The organism is Marinoscillum sp. (assembly GCF_040222955.1).
Classification (GTDB): Bacteria; Bacteroidota; Bacteroidia; order Cytophagales; family Cyclobacteriaceae; genus Marinoscillum.
This window is the reverse complement of record NZ_JAVKCA010000011.1, coordinates 221,909-243,936: the sequence shown is the minus strand read 5'-3', so window position 1 is coordinate 243,936 and position 22,028 is coordinate 221,909. Positions and strand designations below refer to the sequence as shown.

Below are 22,028 nucleotides of genomic sequence, written 5' to 3'. Positions count from 1 at the left end.
GAAACTGATCTAAACTCCCAATTATGAAAAAATTACTGCTGGCCTTCGTTGTTCTGGCCATTGCGCTTTCGGCATGTGACAAAAACAAGGATTACCTCATCACCATTCATACCGAATATGGGGATATGAAAGCCATTCTCTATGATGAGACCCCTTTACATAAGAAAAATTTCATTGAATTGGCCAAGGCCGGAAGGTATGACAGCACGATCTGGCACCGGGTAATCGAAGGGTTCATGATTCAGGGTGGAGATGTACAGACGAAAGAAGGCATCAGAGAAACGGAAGACCAGAGGATCCCTGCAGAAATAGTAGCGGGATTCAAACACACCAAGGGGGCTATAGCCGCAGCACGTCAGGGTGACCAGGTGAACCCAAAGAAAATGTCCTCAAGTTCTCAGTTCTACATCGTGGATGGTCGCAAGTACTCCGAAGCAGAGCTTACCACCGATCAGATGAAACTCAACCAGGGGGTGAGCCAAATGCTTCGCGATGATCAATACGACAGCCTCAGACAGCTGTTTACAGCACTACAGCAAAAAGGTGATTTCGAAGGAATGAATCAACTGGCCCTGGATTGTAAGGACTACGTATCCAAAGAATTAGGCATTAGTTTGGATAGTGATATAGATCCTGAAACGGTCACCACTTACACCACCACGGAAGGGGCGCCACACCTGGACGATGAATACACCATTTTTGGTCGGGTGGTAGAAGGCCTGGAGGTCATTGACAAAATAGCTGCCGTGAAGACCGCAAGAGGTGACAAGCCTGAAAAAGACACCTACATGACCATAGAACTAGAAATGGTTCCTAAAAAAGAAATCACCAAAAAATACGGGTACGAATACCCTAAAGAAAAATAGCATGCGTGTGCTCGTCACCGGTGCCAATGGACTTCTGGGTCAGAAACTCATAAGTCTGCTATCCGGGATGCCAGACATTACCACAATAGCTACCGGCCGGGGGCCTAATAGAAACCCCACCGGTAGCTATTCTTATTTATCGGCTGATCTCAGCTCACAAAAAGAAGTTCAGAAACTTATTCAGGACGCACACCCGGAAGCCATCATCCACTGCGGTGCAATGACTCAGGTAGATGACTGTGAGCTTCACCCGGAGGCTTGCTGGCAGGCCAATGTCAACGCTACCGCGTACCTGCTGGCGGCTGCTCAAACTGTCAACGCCTATTTTTCATACGTTTCTACGGATTTTGTCTTTGACGGAGAAAATGGCCCTTATGAAGAAGATGACCTCCCCAACCCCATCAGCCACTATGGCCGCAGCAAGCTGGAAGCAGAGTTACTGGTTTCCAGAAGTGGTTTAACAACTTCGATCGTGCGAACGGTTTTAGTCTATGGCGTGGCCCACGACCTGAGCAGATCTAATATCGTGCTGTGGGTCAAAAAGAATCTCGAGCAACAAAAATCTATCAAAGTTGTCAATGACCAGTGGCGCACTCCCACACTCGCGGAGGATCTGGCCCTGGGGTGCTGGTTGATAACCAAAAATCAACATCAGGGTGTTTTTCATATCTCTGGTGAAGAGATGCTCACTCCATATTCCCTGGCGCTTCAGGTAGCAGATTTCTTTGGGTTGGACCCCTCATTGATCTGCCCGGTAGATGCCTCCACTTTTACCCAGCCTGGCAAGCGCCCTCCCAGAACCGGATTTCTCATCGAAAAAGCAAAGGGCATCGGGTTTCAACCCAGATCCATTACTGAAGGTCTGGCTATCGTGAAAAGCCAGCTTTCCTGATTGGTTTTATTCGCACTTTTTAAGTGTAAAATTCATACCTTTTTGTCCAGTTTAAACCACCTCGCTCGTCTCAACCAAAACGCTTATGAAAAATCTCTTCTTTACTTCATTCTTTCTTCTCTCACTCATGGCCTCTGGGCAGACTCCCGATTTCTCCTGGCTTACCGGCACCTGGACCGGACCAGGATTTGGAGGCACCTTCGAAGAAGTGTGGTCAGATCCCTCGGAAGACGGCACCATGATGGGCATGTTTCGTCATTTTGGTGAAGACGGCACGGTCAGCTTTTATGAGTTTTGGGTTTTGGATAGCACCGGTATGAAACTCCGTCATTTCAATGAAGATTTTACCGCATGGGAAACCAAAGAAGAATACGTGTCTTTCGAAAAGGTGGAATTCGCACCCGGAAAAGTGATACTGAAGGGCCTGACCTACGAGCAAACCGCGCCCGATAAAATGGTCATTTCCCTGAAAATGACCCATGAAGGAGTGACGCGAACGGAGGTTTTCAATATGACCCGAAACCAATAAGATAAGCCACACGCTTGTGGAAATGGCGGCTGAGAAAGTTCACAAAGACCGTGAAGGTATTGTGAACTTTCTTAAATTTGATAGACGCCATAATCTATCGCCAGTGAAATACTTGAAATTCAGCAATGGAGATGAAATGCCCATCATTGGGCTTGGGACTTCCGGTATCCCCGCCACCCAGGCCTACGACGTGATTCGCAAAGCTATTCAAATCGGATATCGCCATTTTGATTGTGCCCCTATCTACAAAAATCAGGCTGAAATAGGTCAGGCGCTCAATGATGCCATAGCAGATGGCGAGGTAACGCGGAAAGAACTCTGGATTACCTCCAAACTTTGGAATTCAGACCATCGGTACAATGACGTGGAACCCGCTTGTGAAAAAACCCTGGCGGAATTGAAGTTGGACTATCTGGACCTATATCTGATCCACTGGCCAGTCGCCAGTGAGCGGGGTGTCGAGTACCCACAGGCTGAGGAAGATTATCTGGCCGAAGAAGAAGCGCCACTGGAAGACACCTGGACTGGCATGGAAGACTGTCAGGATTCTGAGCTAACCAGACACATTGGGGTAAGTAATTTCAACATTGAGAAACTCAAACTGGTGCTGGAGGACTGTATGATGCCTCCTGAGGTCAATCAGTGCGAACTTCACCCCTACCTGCCCCAGCAAACGCTTTACGATTACTGCAGAAGCAATAAAATCCATATGACTGCCTATGCGCCTCTAGGGTCTCCGGGCAGGCCGGAAGACCAAACCCTGGACAATGAACCCTTCCTCCTCACGGAGCCTGCCATTACAGAGATTGCCCAAAAGCAGGGCTGCACTGAGGCACAGGCGCTACTCGCATATGGCGTCAAACGCAAAACAGCCGTGATCCCCAGGTCTACCAACCCGGACAGACTCAAAGAAAACCTCGAGTCTATCAATTTTTCTGTGGATCGAGAGGACCTCAGATCACTCATCGTGCTCACCAAATACCGGTATTTTAAAGGAGAAGAATATACCATTCATGGCTCTCCCTACAAGCTCACGGACATCTGGGAATACTAAGAACTGATGACTGGTGGCACCATGCATAACACGGTAAAGATTCCGACCGATGAAGTAGAATTCCAAAAACTCTTTGAAGAATACTATGCTTCGCTCGTGCTATTTGCCTACAATTATGTGAAAGATCAGGATGAAGCCGAAGAAATGGTGCAAGAGGTATTTACCAACGTTTGGATCAAAGCCGAAACCATTGCCATCACCAGTTCTGTGAGGTCCTACCTGTATGGCTGTGTCAGAAATGCCAGCCTGAATCACCTCAAACATCAGAAAATCGTCAATCAGTATCAGTCCCATCAGCTGGCTACAGCATCTGATTCCTTCGAGGAGACACCATTAGAGCTGGAAGAATTGCAGCAAAAACTTCGGGCGGCCCTTGACAAAATACCTGCCAAATGTCGTGAGGTGTTTGAACTGAACCGTTTTGAAGGCCTACGCTATAAAGAAATTGCAGCTCAGCTAAACCTCTCGCTAAAAACCGTGGAGAATCAAATGGGCAAAGCCCTCAAAATCCTGCGTGAAGAGCTGGGGGATTATATGAGCCTGGTGATTTGGACTACCTGTGACATGGGGGTAATTTTTGAATTAATTGTCAGATAGATAGACATGGAGAAAAAGCAACCATATCACCCCGATCACGAAGCACTGGCCAGGTATTTCTCTGGGGAGATCAGTGACGATGAGCAACTCACCATTGAGCAATGGCGTGACGCTTCTCCGGAACATTTGGACTCTTTCCTCACCTACCAAACCATTTGGGCGGATCTGGGAACACTCTCGGGTTCAGAGCATCTTACCGTCGATACCGGTATGGCGTGGCAAAAGGTGAAAGCCAAAAAGGCGGACCATAACACCCGCAAGATTTCCACTATTCAATGGTGGTGGAAAGTGGCAGCGGCACTGGTTCTGACCTCAGGGATGACTTTTCTCTACCAAAGTATTTTTTCCGAAACTGATAGGGTCACTTTCCATGCCGATGGCATTGAAAACATCAAGCTCCCGGACGGATCAGACATTACCCTCAATGCCCAGGCCAGCCTCACGTATCCCGAGCAGATGGATGCGTCCCGGACAGTGCAGCTGGACGGAGAGGCTTTTTTTGAAGTGATTCATAACGCGGATAATCCTTTTGTAATCACCACAGGGGCTGCTACCATCACTGTACTCGGTACTTCCTTCAATGTGAAATCCACGGGTGAAAAAGTAGAAGTGCAGGTAAAAACCGGGCGCGTCTCGCTGGCAGCTTCCGGGCAAGAGGCGATCCTAACAGCTGGAATGAAAGGTGTTTTTGAAATGAATACCCGGCAAATTTCCAGTGCCCCCTCTGATCAAACCGGGCAGGCCCTTTTTTGGAAAACCAGAACCCTAACATTTGAAGGAGAAACCCTGCAAAGTGTGATTGAAGCATTGGAAACCACCTATGGTGCTACCATAAGTATGGATAATGACAATCTTGGCGCCTGTCGCCTGAGTGCCGTCTTTGACGATGAGGACATCAGCACCATCCTTCAAGTCATTTCGCTCAGCCTGAACCTGGAGGTGAACAAAACAGACAATGGCTACTTAATCTCGGGAACAGGGTGCGACATGTAATGCTCTTGTTTTCCTTCCTTCTGCTCGGGCTTTCCGTGAGGGCACAGACAAACGATGTTGTGACATTGAATATGGAAAACGCCTCCTATCAGCGTGTATTCCAGGCATTGACAGAGCTCACGGGGAAAAAATTTGCCTACAACAGTGACTTAATCCCTGAGCAGCCGGTCAACGTGGCAGTGGAGCAAGAGGCGCTTCCGGTGGTTTTAAAACAAATTCTGGGCAGCAAACTTTCCTATGTGGAACGAGGCCAGTACATCATCATTGTCCCGGCCGAAAAACCCAAAAAACAGCTTTCTATTTCCACCCGGGGTGAAATCCTGGATGCCAATACCCATAAGGAATTGCCAGAAGTAAGCGTCTACGAGGTAAACCGCCTCACCTCCGCCATGACCGACCATTTCGGCCAGTACACACTAACTGCCTCTGTGCCTGACGAGGTAGCATTCATCGCCATTAGTAAAGCCAACTATCAGGATACCGTGATCCAGGTGACACCAAAAGACCGCTTCTTTACCGTATTGCTCAAACCGATACAGGAAATCCAGCAACAGAACCCAACAGATACGCTGAAATTGGTGCGTTTTTTCACACGCAGCAAAGTCAGAAAACACGCCAGCAACGTAAGCCTCACAGAACGCCGACTGGCCCAGGTATCACTTCTCCCAGGACTTAGTTCCAATGGATTCATTTCCGGCAAGATCTCTAATGTATTTTCATTCAATATCATTGCCGGATACGCACATTCGCTCCACGGCGTGGAGTTAGGCGGATTTTTAAATATGGAGCGCATGGAAGGTTCCGGCCTGCAGATGGCCGGAGCCATCAACATTGTTGGAAGTTACTTCCATGGCAACCAATGGGCAGGAATCTCCAACATCACCTTGCAAGACTTTTCCGGATTTCAGGCGGCTGGCTTCTCCAATCATGCAAGGAAAGTAGTAGGTCTCCAGCTGGCTGGAGGCCTCAATACTGCCACAGAAACCCACGGTATGCAATTGTCCGGTTTTGCCAATCATAATTCAGGTACGTTGAGTGGTGTACAGCTGTCCGGCTTTATCAACAGAACGGAAACACTGAAAGGCATGCAAATCGGCATTATAAACCTTGCCAGGGAAGTGGAAAGCGGGTTTTCCATTGGTCTGATCAATCTTTTTAAAGATGAACTTCATCAGCTGGAAGCCAGCACCAATGACATTACACCTTACAACCTGTCCTTCAAGTCGGGCTTAAATGGCTTCTATAGTGTAATCTCAGCAGGTATCGACCCACATGCCGGACAGCTGTGGAGTTACGGACTGGGCTTTGGCTCGCAATGGGCCCTTAATAAATCCCTGATCGCCTCCACAGAATTGACCATGAACACACTACAGCCACTAAACAGTGCCTTTATGGATGGGTTCAACAGTGACCTCCGTTGGAGTATTCGCATGGGCGGTCAGCTCACTAAGAAGATTTCAATCCACGGAGGCCCAGTCTTTCATTACTATTTCTTTGGCAGGCATGGCCAAAACCCTCAGTTCTCAGATCGATTTGGAACCAACACCCTCTATCATCATATCCGGGGAAATGCCCTTACCAAGACCTGGATAGGTTATGAGGCCGCCATTCGGTTTTAATGGACTTACCGCGTGGGGGTAAAATCCACTTTGGTTTTCATCAGTGTATAATCGTCAAAAAACGCACTTATGAAAACAAAATTTTTAGTCCTTACTGCTATTTTTTTTCTCATGCTCTCAGCCGCTTATAGTCAAACACAAGTGATCAGGGGCAAACTAATTGACACAGATTCCAAGAGTCCCCTGATCGGAGCAACGATCAGAGTGCTGGATAGTGATCCGGTCCTCGGGAATGTGACCGATATCAATGGAGAATTCCGAATAGATCGGGTGCCCCTTGGTCGAGTCAACCTGTTGGTGACCTACATTGGCTATGAGGATCGGATGATCCCGAATGTGTTGGTGACAGCCGCCAAGGAAGTGATTGTTAATGTCTCCATGATAGAATCTGTGGAAAAACTTGCCGAGGTGGTAGTGACCGCCGACCTCAACAAAGGTGAAGTGCGCAATGAAATGGCCCTGGTAAGCGCCCGTTCCTTTTCTGTGGAAGAAACACAGCGCTACGCCGGTGCCTTTAGCGATCCTGCCCGAATGGTCTCAACCTTTGCCGGTGTGGCCGGTGACGCAGAGGGAGATAATAACATTGTGGTGAGGGGAAATTCCCCCAAGGGACTTTTGTGGAAACTGGAAGGAGTGGAAATACCGAACCCTAATCACTTTGCGAATGAAGGCTCCACAGGAGGGCCGGTAAATGCCCTGAATAGCAATATGCTGGACAATTCTGATTTTTATTCAGGAGCCTTTGCCCCTGAGTATGGCAACGCTCTCTCCGGTATCATGGATATCCGATTTAAGAAAGGAAATAACCAAACGCGCGAATATACGGCTGGTGCCAGTACACTGGGTCTGGATTTTACGGCCGAAGGACCGTTTAAAAAAGGATACAACGGCTCATACATTGCCAACTACAGATACAGCTCGCTTCAGCTGCTCTCAGACCTGGGTATCCTGGATTTTGGGGGTGTTCCAAAATACCAGGATGCCTCATTCAATGTAAACTTACCAATCAACCGAAGACACACGCTGGCGCTTTTTGGACTGGGTGGCAAAAGCAAGATTCAAAGTGAAGAAGAACTGGACAACGGGGATCCCGCCTACAGGGGGGAATTCAATTCTGACCTGGGTATTTTGGGGGTCTCGCATGTCTTCTTTCTATCCGATAGAGCCTACCTGAAAAATATTGCGACCGTTTCTGCCACAAGCCTACACTCCGTAGATGACCTTGTGGATGACAATCAGCAGTTTTACAATGCCTACAACTCAGACATTGCCAAAACGACCGTCAGAACAGTCTCTACTTTCAATTACAAAATCAGTGCTCAGCACAAAGTTGAAACAGGAGTTATCTTCAGTGATCTGAGCTATGACGCCACGGCCAATGAATATAACCATGATCATCAGGCACTGGAAAATGTGCTTTCGGACAAGGGCGGATCACAAACCATTCAGGCTTTTACCAGCTGGAAATACCGAATGAATGAAGACTGGACCATCACCTCCGGGGTCCATTACCTTTATTTTGACCTCAGCAATGCCCACGCTGTAGAGCCGCGGGCGGCGATTAAGTGGCAGATGACCCCTCGTCAGTCACTGAATGCAGGCTATGGTTTGCACAGCAAAGTGGAGAGCATTTCCACCTACCTGTCCAAAACCACAGATGATCAGGGAATGTCTATTCAGCCGAACAAAGCGTTGACTCCCTCCAAAGCGCACCATTGGGTGCTGGGTTATGACCTCATCATTAACCCGCAAACGCACCTGAAAGCGGAAGTGTATTATCAGCATTTGTTTGACATTCCGATCGAAAATCTGCCTGGCAGCACCTTCTCTCTGCTGAACGCATCAGATTCTTACATTAACCGTCCTTTAATCAATGACGGGACCGGAAGGAATTATGGACTGGAATTGACGTATGAGCGGTTCTTCCATCGGGGCCTCTACTACATGGGCACCTTGTCACTATTCCAGTCGCTCTATACAGCTATTGATGGAGTGGAGCGGTCAACGGCCTTCAACGGCAATTATATGGCCAATTTCATTGGAGGGAAAGAGTTTAAGGTCGGCGGTTCGGAAAAGAATAAAGTGTTTTTTGTCAATGCCAAATTGGCCTTACTGGGTGGTGGAAAATATACACCTCTCGACCTGGAAAGCTCACGCGAACAAGGGCATGCAGTATATCATGAGGATAGGCCCTACTCACAAAAGGGGGATGATGTGTTCTTTGTGAACCTGGCGGTGGGGACCAGAAAGAATAAGAAAAACACCACCCGTGAATTCAAAATAGATGTGCAGAATGTGACCAACAACCAGGCGGTGATCCGGGAATACTATCTGGAGCCCACCGGAGAGATCGAGCGCGGCACTCAGCTCTCACTGATTCCCAACATTGTATATTCGATCAAATTCTAACGAAAAAGGGGGCTGTGCACAGCCCCCTTAACTTTCAATGGCTTCTGGTATTACCTGCCTCCATCTCCCTTTTTCTTTTTGCCGAAAATATCCTTCACGGCATCTTTAGCTTTATCCTTCACTTCTTCCTTAGTCTCTTCTACTTCCTGCTTGATCTCCTCTTTGGCGGCATCCACTTTCTCCTTCACTTCGGTCGTTACAGAATCCTTTTTAGCTTCCAGTTCCTGCTTGATCTCTTCTTTCTTAGCATCCACCTTTTCTTTGGCCTGAGCCTGAAGGGCTGCCTTCACTCCTGAACTACCACCACTCGTTCCAGGCTGAGCGCTGAGTAATTTCACTTTTGGGTCATCATAAGTCCCTTCAATCCCAAGGTTCAATGTGATGTCTTTTCCAATGGCGTTATCCAAACCGGCAAAAGAAGAAATCGCGCTATTGAGTGCCTGACCTACCTGGCCCGAAGGCACGTCCATAGACATCAGGTAATCCAGACTACCATCCACCCCTGTGCTACCTCCGACGGTGGCCTTTCTTCCACCGATCGTCAGGTCAAATGGCTCCACATATAAGCGTCCGTTTTTTATTTCTGTTGCCAGCAACACATCTTTCAGGGAGACTTCTCCATCCTGCTGATTCAGCTTGCTCACATTGGAGACTGCAGACAACAGCTTCACGTCCTTAAGGGTAGCCTGAGCTATCTCCATCAGTCCGGCTCCTTGCATGTCTTCATAAATGGGCATCATATCTGCGCCCAGACTTCCCCCTATTTTGAAATCTGTAGAAAACTTACCAGTCATTTTTTCAGCTACCGGAGCCAGTTTCTGCACTGTCACAAACGACTCAAATGCGGAAGAGATCGACAGGTCCTTGATCTTAAAGTCAAAGTCGTACAGTGGTTTGTCCAGCGCCATGGCCGACTCATACGCACCATTCAATTCGAAATAACCATCCAAAAGGTTGAATCCTGCCTTTTCTAATCTCAGCGCACCATCCCGCACAATCACCTTTCCACCAAAATCTTTTAATTCCAGGTCGTCATACTTAATCAGATCTATCTTGGACGTCAGCACAAAATCGATGTTTTCCGGAATACGCACGGTTTCCAGAGCCGCTGTGTCCACAGGTTCCTCAGTAGTCGTTTCCTCTGTCATCCATTCGTTGGCATCCACCAGCGCCGAGCTGAAGTTCAGTTTACCATATAGTTTGGCGCTATCGGCCAGGGCATATTGTAAATAGTTGGTAATCTCCCCGTCCATGTTGAGGTCAGTCTTACCGGCGTTCCCTTTGAAGTTAGTCAGCGCTATACGGGCAGGATCAAAGGTCATTCGGGTGTTCATAATGCCAAAACCCTGTGGCAAATCAGGACTTTCATAATAAAAATTATCCATGCCAAAGCTGCCCGAAGTGGGTAACGAAGCGTACCTTCCGGCATCCAGGTCAGACATCCGGCCCTTGGTAGCCAGATCTGCGGTCACAAGCCCCCTCAGGGTCATATCCTCCAGCTTCACTACCTTGGTTAACTTCTCCAGGTCCAGATTGCCTTTCATATTAAAATCCCAGAAATAATCTTCCAGGTCTTTGAAATACAGATAGGCCGAAACCTCCTCACCATCCAACTTCATGTGAAACTTGTCCATCACAAAACTGGTCTCTCTCAAATCAGCGGAGGGGTAATCGAACTTGGCGCTCACCTGGATATCCTCCATAGGGATGGGATACTCCGCATAAGACACTTTACCATCGACAATGGCAAAGTTGGCGGTGACCTTGGGCATCGACTCCTCATTGTACACCCCTGAAACCGATCCGTCAAAATTCACCGAGCCTCCGGCAGACACTCCATCCAGATACTCCTGATATACTCCGGGAATCAGTGACAACACGCTCAGCAGGTTGATGTCCTTTCCTCCATAAGTGATCGCCATCTCAATATCATCTCCCGGCATACTCACGTAGCCATCAAAACCAAACCCAAAGTCATTCAGACTGGCCCTGTTTTCTTTGAAGGTAAACTTCATATTGGCCAAATCCATGGCCATTACAATATCTGCCACCAACTGCTTGTTGCTGATGTACTCTACCCCATCGTAACTAAGTGAAAATGCTTCTACCGTAGTGGTGGTAGACATATCAAAGACATCTTGTGAAAAATCACCTGAGCCGCTGTGATTCATCCCGCCAATACTGGTCACCATTGGTAAGGTGGCATCGTCATAAATCAAGCTGGCATTGGTAATCTCCCAGCCCTGTATCTGAATACTAATAGGCTCGGATGCCGTCTCGGCCTCCGCAGTGGTTTCTTCAGAAGGCTTCGCTATGTCATAGTTGGCTGTACCGTCCTCGAGTACCAATACCTTGATATTTGGGTTGATCAGCGATACATTCACTATTTTGATCTGATCCCCACTGATCACAGACATGATGTCCAGCGTAAGACCAAACTCTCCCACCGACACCAATGTGTCCTGATCAAAGGGAGCCTGGCCTACTATACCAAAATTCCCAACCGTAACGGAAAGGTCAGGGAAACTCTTAAAAAGGGAGAGACTGAAGGCCTCGGTATCGTAATAAATTTTAGCATTGAGACTGTTATCGAGTTCCTTGTCGATAGCGGCCCGAATGTCCTCCTTAAAAATGATAGGAACCGCGACAGCCGCGATCAAAACCAGGCCAATAAGCACGGCAAGAATGATGAGAACTTTTTTCATAATCCGAAAATTTAAATATCACTACCAAATTACGGATTAAACCAATAGATGCCATAGCTGTTCAGAGAATTAACTAATCCTTTACCTGAAGCTATGAAAAGCTATTCTAAAAGCTTACTTCTCCAGGGTAAGAAAAATGTCCTCCATCAATTGCAGGCGTATAAGATCCGTGGTTTTCTCCTTAATCTGATAGACCATACCGGGGGTATCTTCATCATTGATCAGAATAAGGGAATCATTACTCACTTTCCACCTCAAAGAATGATCCAGGGTGTCTTTGCTAAAAACACAGCCCTCAAAACCATAGGCTTTGATATTAACCATCTCGGGTCCAAAAATGACCATGCCAGGCATGGTGTAATCCGAAATACCATCTATACCTTCGAAAGACGCAGGGTCTGTTTCCCAGGTAGCTGTCCATTCGCCCTCCCATCCCGATGGTTTTTCCTCTCCACCGGAACAAGCGGCCAAAAATGCTAAAAGTGTAATTGCCAAAACTCTTTTCATAACGCGCTAAAATAATGCTAAAAATACTTAAGCATCAATTCTATCAGTTTCTTTTTGATGGAACTATAGGGTGGGTACACGGTGCGTGCCACTGTAAAGCCGACCCTTTGCTTCAATACGGCCTTTCCATGACTAAAAACCAAAAAGCCCGCCTTGCCATGTGATTTCCCAAGGCCACTGTTACCCACCCCTCCCATAGGAAGATGCGGGTGCCCAAATTGCAATACACCGTCATTGATCACCACCGACCCTGAACTGGTACACTTCAACACCTTCTCCTTATTGGCCCGGCTCTTACTGTAAAGGTAAAGGGCAAGCGGCTTGGGCCGATCGTTGATATACCGGATCACTTCCTCCAGGTCATCAAAAACCATCAACGGCAGCAGTGGCCCAAAAATCTCCTCCTGCATCAGGAGCATCTCATCTGATACCTCCGTAAGTACCGTCGGCTGAATGAAATGGCTAGCAGTGTCCATACTTCCACCGAATTCAACCTGTGCACCCCTCTCCTGAGCATCTTTCAGAAGACTCGAAAGGCGCCCGTGGTGCCGCTCATTAATAATGGAAGCGTAGTTACGCCTCTCGTGATAACGCTTTTCAACCTCCGACCGTAACCCGTCCAGTAGTGCCTGCAATCGGGACCTGTGTATAAAAACATAATCCGGTGCCACGCAGGTCTGGCCGGCATTGGTCCATTTCCCCCAGGTAATTTTTCGGGCAGCATCCGCTATGTTGGCGGTTTCATCCACTATGGTGGGGGATTTGCCTCCTAGCTCCAGTGTTACAGAGGTAAGGTTTTTGGCTGCGGCATTCATCACCACCTTGCCTACAGCCGGACTTCCTGTGAAAAATATATGGTCATAAGGCAAGCTCAGTAACTCAGTAGCCATTGCTGCATCGCCCTCCAGAACCGCCACCTGATCAGCAGGAAAGAGCGACTCGATCATCTTCCGGATCACCCCGTTGGTGGCCGGGGTAAATTCTGAGGGTTTCAAAACGATGGTATTGCCCGCCGCAATAGAAGAAATCATGGGACCTACAGCCAGCAGAACCGGGTAGTTCCAGGGTGAAATAATCAGAGAGGTGCCCTTGGGCTCATACTGAACGTACGCTGATGTCCCCAGAAACGAAAGACTCCCGTCTATGGGCTCCGGAGCTGTCCATCTCTTCAGGTTGCTGATGGCATGACGGCACTCCGTCAATACAGGATATACCTCCGTAATGTCCACCTCAGATGCAGGTTTCCCAAGGTCCTCAAACTCTGCCCTGTGTATTTCATCACGATGCTCCAATACCCATTTTTTCAACTGGTGGAGCCTCCCTCGCCGATCCTTCCAATCGCTTGTTCTGTTCAGTAAAGCTGTCCTTTTCTGGCGCTCAAAGAGTGTGGCGACGTGTGAATTTTTTGTTGTGGGGTTCATTGGGCTGACGTGGTTTATTAATGATTTGTTAACATATTAACATTTTGTTAACTTTAGCGTAATATTAAAGCAAACAAACCCTAACACTACCAACCAAAAGTGCGACATCAAAAGCTTACGAATGAAAGGTTTTATCGGCATATTGTTAATTTCATTTCTGGCAGCGGGCATAGCCCATGGTCAGGATACGCCGTTATTTCATTCCGCCTTTGAAGAAAGTGCATTCACCTCAGGCGACCCCATTCAGATTCTGCTCGCCTCAGACCACCAGGTAGATCACAATAAATATAGTGCTTATAGGGATGAAATAGAGCAGCTGGTTCTCAAGCTAAAGAATAAACAGCGAGGCAAAAAAAACATCGCCCTGATTGAAAAGGCCTTCTACTACACACACCGAAAAAACCTGGACTGGTATGAAAACTATGTGACCTTGAGTGATCTACTCCAAAAAGGGAAATACGACTGCCTCACGGGTACAGCACTTTACGCCATTATTTTGACAGAGTTGGATGTGGAGTACTCAATCTATGAATTTGACTTTCACGTTTTTCTGGTGGCAAAAGTCAATGAGGACAGTGTGTTGTTGGAATCTACCGATCCTTATTATGGCTTTGTGAAACGATCAGACGAAATATCAGAACATATCGCCCAATACCTTACCGGAGACCAGTCTCCGGAAAACTCAAAGGCTCCTGTGGGTAGCAATGCCAGCCAATATTCCAGCCATATCAATAATAGGATTACCCTGAACGAGCTCGCAGGTTTGCAATACTTCAACCTCGCCATCAATGCTTTCAATCAGGGCCAGGTTGAGTTGGCCACCAGCCTCCTGAATAAAGCAAATCTCCTTTACCCAAGTCATAGGATAAAGGAGATTCAAAAGGTCTTCGCAGATCGTTAAAGCTATTCTGCAATCTTAAATTCTACCCTTCTGTTCTTTTGCCTGCCCGCACTTGTGTCATTGGTATCTATGGGTTTGGTCTCGCCATATCCCATCGTCACGATCCGATCGGCTGTGATCCCGTTTTGTCTCAGGTAGTCGGTCACTGCCTGAGCCCTTCGTTGTGACAGTTTCTGGTTATAGTCTGCCTCTCCTCTGGAATCAGTATGTCCGGAGACTTCCACTTTCTGGATTTCTCCACTCTGCATGTATTCCAAAAGCCTGCTGAGTTCAGGGTAAGACGAGGTTTTAAGCACAGCCTGGTCGAAATCAAAGAAAATATTCTTGAGTACGATGCTCGCTCCCTTCTTAATCTGTGACAGATAGATATCCACCACGATTGAGTCATTGGAGGCCAGTTTGTTCAGGTCAAAGTTTTCGTTGGTGGAAATATAGCCCGGGTGCTTTGCCAGCAACCCGTATCGGGCGCCTCCGCGCACCGTCATTTCAAAAATTCCATTTTCATCGGACCTTACCTGGCCAATGTCAACACCATCGGGTAAACGCTCCAGCACCATGTGCACTCCCGGCATCAGCATGTTGGTTCCCTGCTCCATCACACGACCCTTGATGGTCGCAAAATAGGCATCCGGCTGATCTGTGGTGAGGTGTCCCACGCTTTCCATGAGGGCACTGCCCTTATCCAAAAAGATGTCATCAGCCTTGAACCTGAAGATATCGGTATCATCATCGATCGTACCCCTTGAAAAATAGATGTGCTTTCCTGAAGAGGGGATACTAAAATACTGATCGTCCCCTTTTGAGTTTACACTGGACCCCAGGTTTTCCGGTTCAGACCAGCGCTCCCAGGTTTTATCCAAACGAATGGTCACGTAGATATCAGACCCGCCATATCCACTCAGGCCTGAAGTAGAATAATAGAGGGTTTTCTCATCAATTCCCAAAAAAGGAGAGAAATCATCCGCCGCGGTATTGATCTCATTTCCAAGGTTCTTGGGCTCGGACCAGGTACCTCCCTGATCAAAAGAAACGTATAAATCTCGCCCGCCATAGGAATCATCTCTTTCCGCAGCTATCACCATGGCTTTGCCTGAGGCAGCCAGAAAATAATCCACCTTTGGTGAATAGTTATAGTCATTAGTGACTTCCACGGCCGCAGGATCCTCAAACCCATTGCCCTTGCGCTTTGACACAGATACTCCCGTGTACATTCTGCCCTTCTTACCATACCGGTTACCCAATACCAGCACTTCCTCTCCACCCACCATGGTAATGGAAGAAATAAAGTTTGGCCCTTCTGTATTGAGTGGCGGGCCCACATTTTTAGCTGGCAACCATTCGCCAGTCTTAGGGTCCAGATCAGAAACCCAGATATCTTCTACATCATCCACCCCGCCCACATTGTCCGGATGGTACCTTCGACTAAAATAGAGGTGCTTCCCGTCAGGTGAAATAATGGGGCTGTGCTCGATGTATTGACTGTTTACATTGGTAGAGAGTTTGTCTGCCTCCTTATTCTGTGCCATCCCCGGAACCAGGTTGATCAGCACTGAAATAGGCAAATTGGAAGCTGAGATTCCTATGGCATCGATGGCATTGTAGCCTGGCACCGCCTCTCCGTCAATAAATACCTTAATGGCGTAAATTTCATACGGGGTATCATCGAAGAAAAGATTCAGCAAGCGACTGTCAATAGGAATAGACCGTGGGCTAAGCTCAAACAGGGTGTATTCGTTGTATTCATTATCATAGGCATAGACCCTGGTTACTGCACCAGGATTTTCTGATTCTGCAATGGCCACCTGCTTGGCCCTTATCGGTTTGTCGAAAGAAACCATGATGAACTCCTCCCCATTCTCAGACTTTGGTCTCCAGGCATTAGGGTTATCCCCACCGGAAGGCATCACATTAGGCTTGTGCAGGGCCTGAATGGCGGAGTATTCCAATGGCGAATACTCACTGGAGACATCCACCACTTGTGATCCCCACACCACTGTTTCCTGAGCGAAGGTAGAAAGTGTAACAAAACATGCAAAAAGGTAAACGGCGATTGATTTTTTCATAAGGCTAGGCATTATCTACTGATGACACGAACTTCAACCCGGCGATTCTTGGTCTTCGCTTCATCTGTCCTTTCAGTATAAAGTGGCTGGCTACCACCAAAGGCTTTAGTTAAAACCCTGTTCTTTTTTACTCCCTTGCTCACAAGGTATTCTTTTACAGCCACTACTCTGGCTTCTGATAGTGACATGTTGGCTTCCGGATTTCCCGCAAAATCCGTATGCCCTTCCAGCTGTATAATCAGAGAGGGCCTGCTCTCCAGGTAATTCACCAGGTTATCCAGTTCCTCAAAAGAACTCTCGGTGATCACGTCACTACCTCTGGCAAAGATCAGGTTATTCAATGCGATAAGGTCGGGCTCCTCTTCCGGCTCCAGATAAAAATCCAGATTCATAGAGCCATCACCATTCGCATTGGTGATCGCTAATTCACGGGTGAGCTCTAAATACCCACTGAGGGTAATCCGAAAATTGTATTTATCCCCATTGATCAAATAGAATTCATAGTTGCCTTGTGGTCCACTCTTGGCGGTACCCATGTCATCGTAGTACGGGAGTTTTTCATAGTAAATGGATGCTGAGATGCCTGAGGAATCCTTTTGGCTAAGCACTTTCCCATTAAACCTTACATATTTATCGATGGCCTGACCCTGCGATGTGAATACTGCGGTGATCAAAATCAGACTCAGTAAAGCTTTGTACATGATTTTAGGTTTGGTTTTTAACCAAATTAACGGAAATAAATCTAAATATTAAAATCTAGTCGCCGCAATGGTTACTTCTGAGAAAGGGGAATCTGAGCAAGCATTGGCTTTGCCGAGTCCTCTTTGATCTTCATCAGTTTGTTGATCATCACATTTTTTACGTGCAGGAAGTCTTTTAATTTCTTGGGATCAATAGGCTCTGAGGGTGGTAAATCCACCTTTAAGGCATCTACCTGAATGCCGTTTTTCCAGAATCTGAAACACAAATGAGGCCCGTTGGCCAGTCCGGTACTGCCTACATATCCGATGGTTTGACCCTGCTTCACTGTCACTCCAGGTCGTATGCCTTTGGCTATTTTGGACATGTGCAAATACTGTGTAGTATAGTTACTGTTATGCTTCACCTTGACATAGTTTCCATTGTACTGACCATACTTTGCCTCCAGGATAACGCCATCACCCACACTGCGTATTTCTGTCCCTACTGGTGCAGCGTAATCCGTTCCCAGATGCGCCTTGTAGCGCTTTTGCACAGGGTGGTATCTGCGGGGGCTGTACCGTGAGCTGATTCTGGAGTAATTGAGCGGGGCTCTCAGGAATGTCTTTCTCAGACTGTTGCCATCTTCATCAAAATAGTCCTCCTGACCATCCTGATTATAGTAGACTGCAAAGTACTCTTTGTCAAAATGCTTAAAGTAGGCACCTAATATCCTGTCAACGCTTATCACCTCCCCGTCTACACTTTTCTGGTCATAAATGACCCTGAACTCATCTCCCTTTTGGATTCGGAAAAAGTCGACCTGCCAGGCAAAAATATCCACCAGCTTATTGACCAAAAGTGGAGAAGCGCCTTCAGCAAGAACAGCCTCATACACACTTGACTCGATTTTTGCGGTGAGCACACGCTCATCGTGAGTCACAGGTTTGGCCACACTCTGCACAAAAATGGAGTCCGAAAGATTAAAAATAACATACTGGGTCGGGTCCGGTTCAAAGATGAACTGACGGGCTGTCTTCAACTCGTCCCGCTCATGTATAATGGTAAATGGATACCCGGCCTTAAGCTTCCGTACGTCAAATACACCTTTTGAAGCATTCGCCAGGGCGTAGATGTCTTCCCGGGAGATGTTGAAGTTGGAAAGAATTTCTGAAATGTTCTGACTCCATTTTACTTTCCCTTCAAACACATCAAAAGAGTCAATAGCAATGCCGTATAAGAGGGTTGGCTCAGGCAGGATTTCCTGAAATAAAGAATCCGGCTCCTCTAGTGAAATAGTTTCCACATCAATGGCAGATGTGCTACTCCCATAGAAGTATACCAACATCACGGCCAACACCACACCAATTCCAAATACAATTTTCTTCAACATATCAGCTCAAACGCTCAGTATCACATTGCAGTCTTTCCCTGCTCCAAAAACTCCACAAAGTTATCAACATTTAGATCATATGCCTTCGGTTCGGTAAGAATCGTACCATCCGGAGAAAGAATGAGATAGTAAGGCTGGGCATTGTTGCCATACCTGGTTATCTGAAAATCCGCGTTTTGCTTACCAATGGTTTTCTTAATCTTGCCATCATACTCAGACTTATACCACTGGTTTTCCGGTAGCTCCGTCTTGTCGTCTACATAAAGGGCCAGCAATACAAAATCATCTCTTAGTCGATTCAACACGGCCGGTTCTGACCAGACTCGGGCCTCCATTTCACGGCAGTTTACACACCCATGCCCGGTGAAGTCCACAAACACGGGTTTATTCACCTTTTGGGCACAGGCCAACGCCTGATCGTAATCGAAATAGCCCCGAAGGCCATGTGGCCAGTGAAGAAAATCATCATAAAGGGGATCTTCGCAGCCCTTCGGGGTATCCAGGGCCAAACCAGAATCCCGTATTTCGCTTACCAGATCAAAATCGTGTGTAGAAACCGGGGGCAGGTAGCCTGCCAGTGCTTTCAGCGGCGCGCCAAACATACCTGGGATGAGGTACGCCACAAACGTAAAAGTGGCCATGCTCAGCATGAGCCTGGACACCGATACCGTCTTTAGCTCAGTGTCTCCGGGAAGCTTAATTTTTCCCAAAAGGTAAAAAGCCAACATGGTGAAGATAACAATCCAGATGGCCAGGTAAATCTCTCTATCCAAAATCCCCCAATGGTAGGCCTGGTCGGCAATGCTGAGAAACTTAAAAGCCAATGCAAGCTCCAGAAACCCTAACACCACCTTGACCGAATTCAGCCAGCCACCCGACTTGGGGAGCGACTTGAGCCAATTGGGAAAAAGCGCAAATAGTGAAAATGGAATAGCAAACGCGGCGGAGAAGGCAAACATGCCCAGTACGGGTTTGAGGGAAAGACCTCCGGCGGATTCCACCAAAATGCTCCCCACGATAGGACCCGTACAGGAAAAAGAAACCAACACGAGGGTAAGGGCCATAAAGAATATGCCAATCAATCCACCCTTGTCTCCCAGCTGATCCACATTGTTCACCCACCTGTGTGGCAGGGTGATCTCAAACAATCCAAAAAAGGAAAGTGCAAAAACCACAAAAACGACAAAAAACAATACATTAGGAAGCCAGCCTGTCGCCAGGTCGTTGGCAGTCTCAGGCCCCATAAAGGGAGACAAAACTGCCCCAATGAGGGAGTAAATCAGTATAATGCAGAACCCATAAAAGAAACTGTTAATAAGACGCCCCTTTTTGTGGTTGTCCTTACCCGTGAAGTAGGTCACCGTCATAGGAATCATGGGAAAGACGCATGGTGTGAGCAATGCCGCCAATCCGGCCAAAAAAGCCACCAGCATAAACGAAAGCAGTGAATAAGGGTCTGTAGAGTCACGCTTCTGCAGCAACCCGGCAGATTCTTTTTCCCCTTTGGTCACTTCTTTCCTTCCCCGGAATTCAAACTCACCATCGCCGGGAATACATTTTCCAGTAGCATCGGTACACACCTGATATTCGTAACTACCTCTGATCACATAACCGGGATCCAGGATTTTGAGCTTTTGCGTAAACCTCGCTTTTTCATAAAAGATGCTTACTTCTCCCTCCCAAAGAGAGTCATATTTACGCTTCGGGTTGATGGGGAGTGTTTCTCCCACCAGCTCATATCCTGCATGAGGCTCAAAAATAAACTCTGCCAACATCGGCCCAAGATCCGGGTCAAAATCATTGGAATAGAGGTACCATTTCTCATCAATTTTCACATCAAAAGAAATGATCACCTCTTCTCCGGCTTGGGGAGCTGATGGTGACATTGAGACTTGCCAGGTAGCTGGGTGAAGGACCTGCGCCTGAGAAAAACTCCCCCAGAGCACAGCGGTCAAAAACAATATTTTCCTCATTGAGTGTTCATTTTACAAAATCGGTGGGTCTGTCCTATTTTTCTAATTCACTGAAAAACCGATAAAAATGCGAAATCGTTTCTATGCCTTTGTAAAAATTGAACAGCCCGTAGCTTTCATTGGGTGAATGAATGGCATCTGAGTCCAGTCCGAAGCCCATAAGAATCGGATCAAGCTCCAGTTCTTTTTGAAATAAAGCCACAATGGGAATACTCCCACCCTCCCTTGTAGGGATTGGCTTTTTTCCCCAGGCCTCCTCAAAAGCCCTGCTGGCTGCCTGGTAGGCCGGAGACGTGGTAGAAATGACCGCTGGCTCTCCGCCATGGTGGGGCGTCACTTTCACCCTCACAGATTTTGGAGCTATTGATTCAAAGTATTTGGTGAAAATCTCCGTAATTTCATCACTGTCCTGATGTGGCACCAACCTCATAGAAATCTTGGCATTGGCCCTGGACGGCAATACGGTCTTGGCGCCCTCGCCAATGTATCCGCCCCAGATGCCATTTACATCCAGCGTAGGTCTGATCCCTGTGCGCTCAATGGTAGAAAACCCTTTTTCTCCTTTCACATCAGCGATTTTCAAATCTTTCTTGTAGGCCTCCAGGTCAAAGGGGGCCTTGGCCATTTCGGCTCTCTGCGCCGCACTTAGTTCCTCTACTTTATCGTAAAAACCAGGAATGGTGATGTGGCCATCTGCGTCCTGCATACTGGCAATCATATCACAGAGTATATTGATCGGGTTGGCCACCGCTCCACCATACACCCCAGAGTGCAAATCCCTGTTTGGGCCGGTCACCTCCACTTCCAGGTAGCTGAGCCCTCGCAGGCCAACTGTAATAGAGGGTGTGTCGTTGCTGATAATTGACGTGTCGGAGATCAAAATCACATCCGCAGCCAGTTTCTTTTTATTCTCTTTGACGAAAGTCTCCAGATGAGACGAGCCCACTTCCTCCTCACCTTCTATCATAAACTTGGCATTGCACGGCAATGACCCGGACTTCACCAAAGATTCAAAGGCCTTCACATGCATATACATCTGGCCTTTATCATCACAGGCACCACGTGCATATATGCGATCATTTTTAATCACCGGCTCGAAAGGAGGAGAATCCCATAGCTCATAAGGATCCGCAGGCTGCACGTCGTAGTGGCCATAAACCAGTACAGTAGGTAGTTTTGGATCCAGTATTTTTTCGGCATATACGATGGGGTGGCCCGGGGTTTCTACCAGCTCCACCGTATCTGCGCCGGCTTCTTCAAATTTGGTTTTGATAAACTCTGCGGCCTTTCGCACATCGCCCTTAAACTTAGAGTCTGCACTCACAGAGGGGATTCTGAGCAGGTCGAGCAATTCTTCCAGGTATCTTTCTTTATTGGATTGAAAATGTTGGATTGCGTCCATTAGGGTTTTCTGTTTTGTTGATTATT

17 protein-coding genes are annotated in these 22,028 nt (G+C 47.4%); 9 read left to right on the top strand and 8 right to left on the bottom strand.

Features of this window, described 5'->3' with window-relative positions; genetic code table 11:
* Positions 1–23 precede the first annotated feature (23 nt).
* The 8 genes from RIH33_RS10895 to RIH33_RS10860 all read left to right on the top strand — a co-directional run bounded on the left by RIH33_RS10895 (position 24) and on the right by RIH33_RS10860 (position 8,959).
* The gene (locus RIH33_RS10895) at positions 24–866 is read left to right on the top strand and encodes a peptidylprolyl isomerase (RefSeq protein ID WP_406654767.1); all 843 of its coding nucleotides are present in this window, start codon (positions 24–26) and stop codon (positions 864–866) included.
* A gap of 1 nt (position 867) precedes the next feature.
* The gene (locus RIH33_RS10890) at positions 868–1,758 is read left to right on the top strand and encodes an SDR family oxidoreductase (protein WP_406654766.1); all 891 of its coding nucleotides are present in this window, start codon (positions 868–870) and stop codon (positions 1,756–1,758) included.
* Positions 1,759–1,843: 85 nt separating this feature from the next.
* Positions 1,844–2,287: a DUF6265 family protein gene (locus RIH33_RS10885; RefSeq protein ID WP_406654765.1), complete on the top strand. Its 444-nt coding sequence runs from the start codon at positions 1,844–1,846 to the stop codon at positions 2,285–2,287.
* Between the two features lie 103 nt (positions 2,288–2,390).
* Complete coding sequence (locus RIH33_RS10880; RefSeq protein WP_406654764.1) at positions 2,391–3,341, top strand: aldo/keto reductase; 951 nt, start codon at positions 2,391–2,393, stop codon at positions 3,339–3,341.
* Positions 3,342–3,362: 21 nt separating this feature from the next.
* Positions 3,363–3,938 (top strand): RNA polymerase sigma-70 factor, encoded by a 576-nt coding sequence (locus RIH33_RS10875; protein ID WP_406654763.1) that lies wholly within the window; start codon positions 3,363–3,365, stop codon positions 3,936–3,938.
* A gap of 6 nt (positions 3,939–3,944) precedes the next feature.
* Entirely contained in the window at positions 3,945–4,931 is a 987-nt protein-coding gene (locus RIH33_RS10870) for a FecR family protein (RefSeq protein WP_406654762.1), read from the top strand.
* Positions 4,919–6,550, top strand: coding sequence for a hypothetical protein (locus tag RIH33_RS10865; RefSeq protein ID WP_406654761.1), 1,632 nt, complete (start codon positions 4,919–4,921; stop codon positions 6,548–6,550). The genes RIH33_RS10870 and RIH33_RS10865 overlap by 13 nt, the downstream gene beginning before the upstream one ends.
* Before the next feature lie 69 nt (positions 6,551–6,619).
* Positions 6,620–8,959, top strand: a complete 2,340-nt coding sequence (locus RIH33_RS10860) for a TonB-dependent receptor (protein WP_406654760.1) — start codon at positions 6,620–6,622, stop codon at positions 8,957–8,959.
* A gap of 50 nt (positions 8,960–9,009) precedes the next feature.
* Here the strand turns inward: RIH33_RS10860 and RIH33_RS10855 are convergent, their stop codons facing one another.
* From RIH33_RS10855 to RIH33_RS10845, 3 genes are all read right to left on the bottom strand, one after another.
* Positions 9,010–11,664, bottom strand: a complete 2,655-nt coding sequence (locus RIH33_RS10855; protein ID WP_406654759.1) for an AsmA-like C-terminal region-containing protein — start codon at positions 11,662–11,664, stop codon at positions 9,010–9,012.
* A gap of 114 nt (positions 11,665–11,778) precedes the next feature.
* The gene (locus tag RIH33_RS10850; protein ID WP_406654758.1) at positions 11,779–12,171 is read right to left on the bottom strand and encodes a hypothetical protein; all 393 of its coding nucleotides are present in this window, start codon (positions 12,169–12,171) and stop codon (positions 11,779–11,781) included.
* 17 nt (positions 12,172–12,188) lie between these two features.
* Positions 12,189–13,592 carry an aldehyde dehydrogenase family protein gene (locus RIH33_RS10845; RefSeq protein WP_406654757.1) on the bottom strand — a complete coding sequence of 468 codons (1,404 nt, stop codon included), beginning with the start codon at positions 13,590–13,592 and terminating at the stop codon, positions 12,189–12,191.
* Between the two features lie 121 nt (positions 13,593–13,713).
* Here RIH33_RS10845 and RIH33_RS10840 point away from each other — a divergent pair, with 121 nt between their 5' ends.
* Positions 13,714–14,493 (top strand): hypothetical protein, encoded by a 780-nt coding sequence (locus RIH33_RS10840; protein ID WP_406654756.1) that lies wholly within the window; start codon positions 13,714–13,716, stop codon positions 14,491–14,493.
* 2 nt (positions 14,494–14,495) lie between these two features.
* Here RIH33_RS10840 and RIH33_RS10835 read toward each other — a convergent pair whose 3' ends face one another.
* From RIH33_RS10835 to RIH33_RS10815, 5 genes are all read right to left on the bottom strand, one after another.
* A complete protein-coding gene (locus tag RIH33_RS10835) occupies positions 14,496–16,556 on the bottom strand; it encodes an OmpA family protein (RefSeq protein ID WP_406654755.1) in 2,061 nt (686 codons plus the stop codon).
* Positions 16,557–16,567: 11 nt separating this feature from the next.
* On the bottom strand, positions 16,568–17,257 hold the full coding sequence (locus tag RIH33_RS10830) for an OmpA family protein (RefSeq protein WP_406654754.1): 690 nt from the start codon (positions 17,255–17,257) through the stop codon (positions 16,568–16,570).
* Positions 17,258–17,328: 71 nt separating this feature from the next.
* Complete coding sequence (locus RIH33_RS10825; RefSeq protein WP_406654753.1) at positions 17,329–18,627, bottom strand: peptidoglycan DD-metalloendopeptidase family protein; 1,299 nt, start codon at positions 18,625–18,627, stop codon at positions 17,329–17,331.
* A 20-nt stretch (positions 18,628–18,647) separates the two neighbouring features.
* Positions 18,648–20,600, bottom strand: coding sequence for a protein-disulfide reductase DsbD family protein (locus RIH33_RS10820; protein WP_406654752.1), 1,953 nt, complete (start codon positions 20,598–20,600; stop codon positions 18,648–18,650).
* Between the two features lie 34 nt (positions 20,601–20,634).
* Positions 20,635–22,002: a dipeptidase gene (locus RIH33_RS10815; RefSeq protein WP_406654751.1), complete on the bottom strand. Its 1,368-nt coding sequence runs from the start codon at positions 22,000–22,002 to the stop codon at positions 20,635–20,637.
* Positions 22,003–22,028 lie beyond the last annotated feature (26 nt).

What these genes read in the sequence shown, in the direction of transcription:
- RIH33_RS10850 (WP_406654758.1), bottom strand. Translation starts at nt 12,171, where the DNA reads ATGAAAAGAGTTTTGGCAATTACACTTTTAGCATTTTTGGCCGCTTGT.
- RIH33_RS10870 (WP_406654762.1), top strand. Translation starts at nt 3,945, where the DNA reads ATGGAGAAAAAGCAACCATATCACCCCGATCACGAAGCACTGGCCAGG.
- RIH33_RS10840 (WP_406654756.1), top strand. Translation starts at nt 13,714, where the DNA reads ATGAAAGGTTTTATCGGCATATTGTTAATTTCATTTCTGGCAGCGGGC.
- RIH33_RS10835 (WP_406654755.1), bottom strand. Translation starts at nt 16,556, where the DNA reads ATGAAAAAATCAATCGCCGTTTACCTTTTTGCATGTTTTGTTACACTT.
- RIH33_RS10895 (WP_406654767.1), top strand. Translation starts at nt 24, where the DNA reads ATGAAAAAATTACTGCTGGCCTTCGTTGTTCTGGCCATTGCGCTTTCG.
- RIH33_RS10845 (WP_406654757.1), bottom strand. Translation starts at nt 13,592, where the DNA reads ATGAACCCCACAACAAAAAATTCACACGTCGCCACACTCTTTGAGCGC.
- RIH33_RS10820 (WP_406654752.1), bottom strand. Translation starts at nt 20,600, where the DNA reads ATGAGGAAAATATTGTTTTTGACCGCTGTGCTCTGGGGGAGTTTTTCT.
- RIH33_RS10890 (WP_406654766.1), top strand. Translation starts at nt 868, where the DNA reads ATGCGTGTGCTCGTCACCGGTGCCAATGGACTTCTGGGTCAGAAACTC.
- RIH33_RS10830 (WP_406654754.1), bottom strand. Translation starts at nt 17,257, where the DNA reads ATGTACAAAGCTTTACTGAGTCTGATTTTGATCACCGCAGTATTCACA.
- RIH33_RS10860 (WP_406654760.1), top strand. Translation starts at nt 6,620, where the DNA reads ATGAAAACAAAATTTTTAGTCCTTACTGCTATTTTTTTTCTCATGCTC.
- RIH33_RS10855 (WP_406654759.1), bottom strand. Translation starts at nt 11,664, where the DNA reads ATGAAAAAAGTTCTCATCATTCTTGCCGTGCTTATTGGCCTGGTTTTG.
- RIH33_RS10885 (WP_406654765.1), top strand. Translation starts at nt 1,844, where the DNA reads ATGAAAAATCTCTTCTTTACTTCATTCTTTCTTCTCTCACTCATGGCC.
- RIH33_RS10825 (WP_406654753.1), bottom strand. Translation starts at nt 18,627, where the DNA reads ATGTTGAAGAAAATTGTATTTGGAATTGGTGTGGTGTTGGCCGTGATG.
- RIH33_RS10815 (WP_406654751.1), bottom strand. Translation starts at nt 22,002, where the DNA reads ATGGACGCAATCCAACATTTTCAATCCAATAAAGAAAGATACCTGGAA.
- RIH33_RS10875 (WP_406654763.1), top strand. Translation starts at nt 3,363, where the DNA reads ATGCATAACACGGTAAAGATTCCGACCGATGAAGTAGAATTCCAAAAA.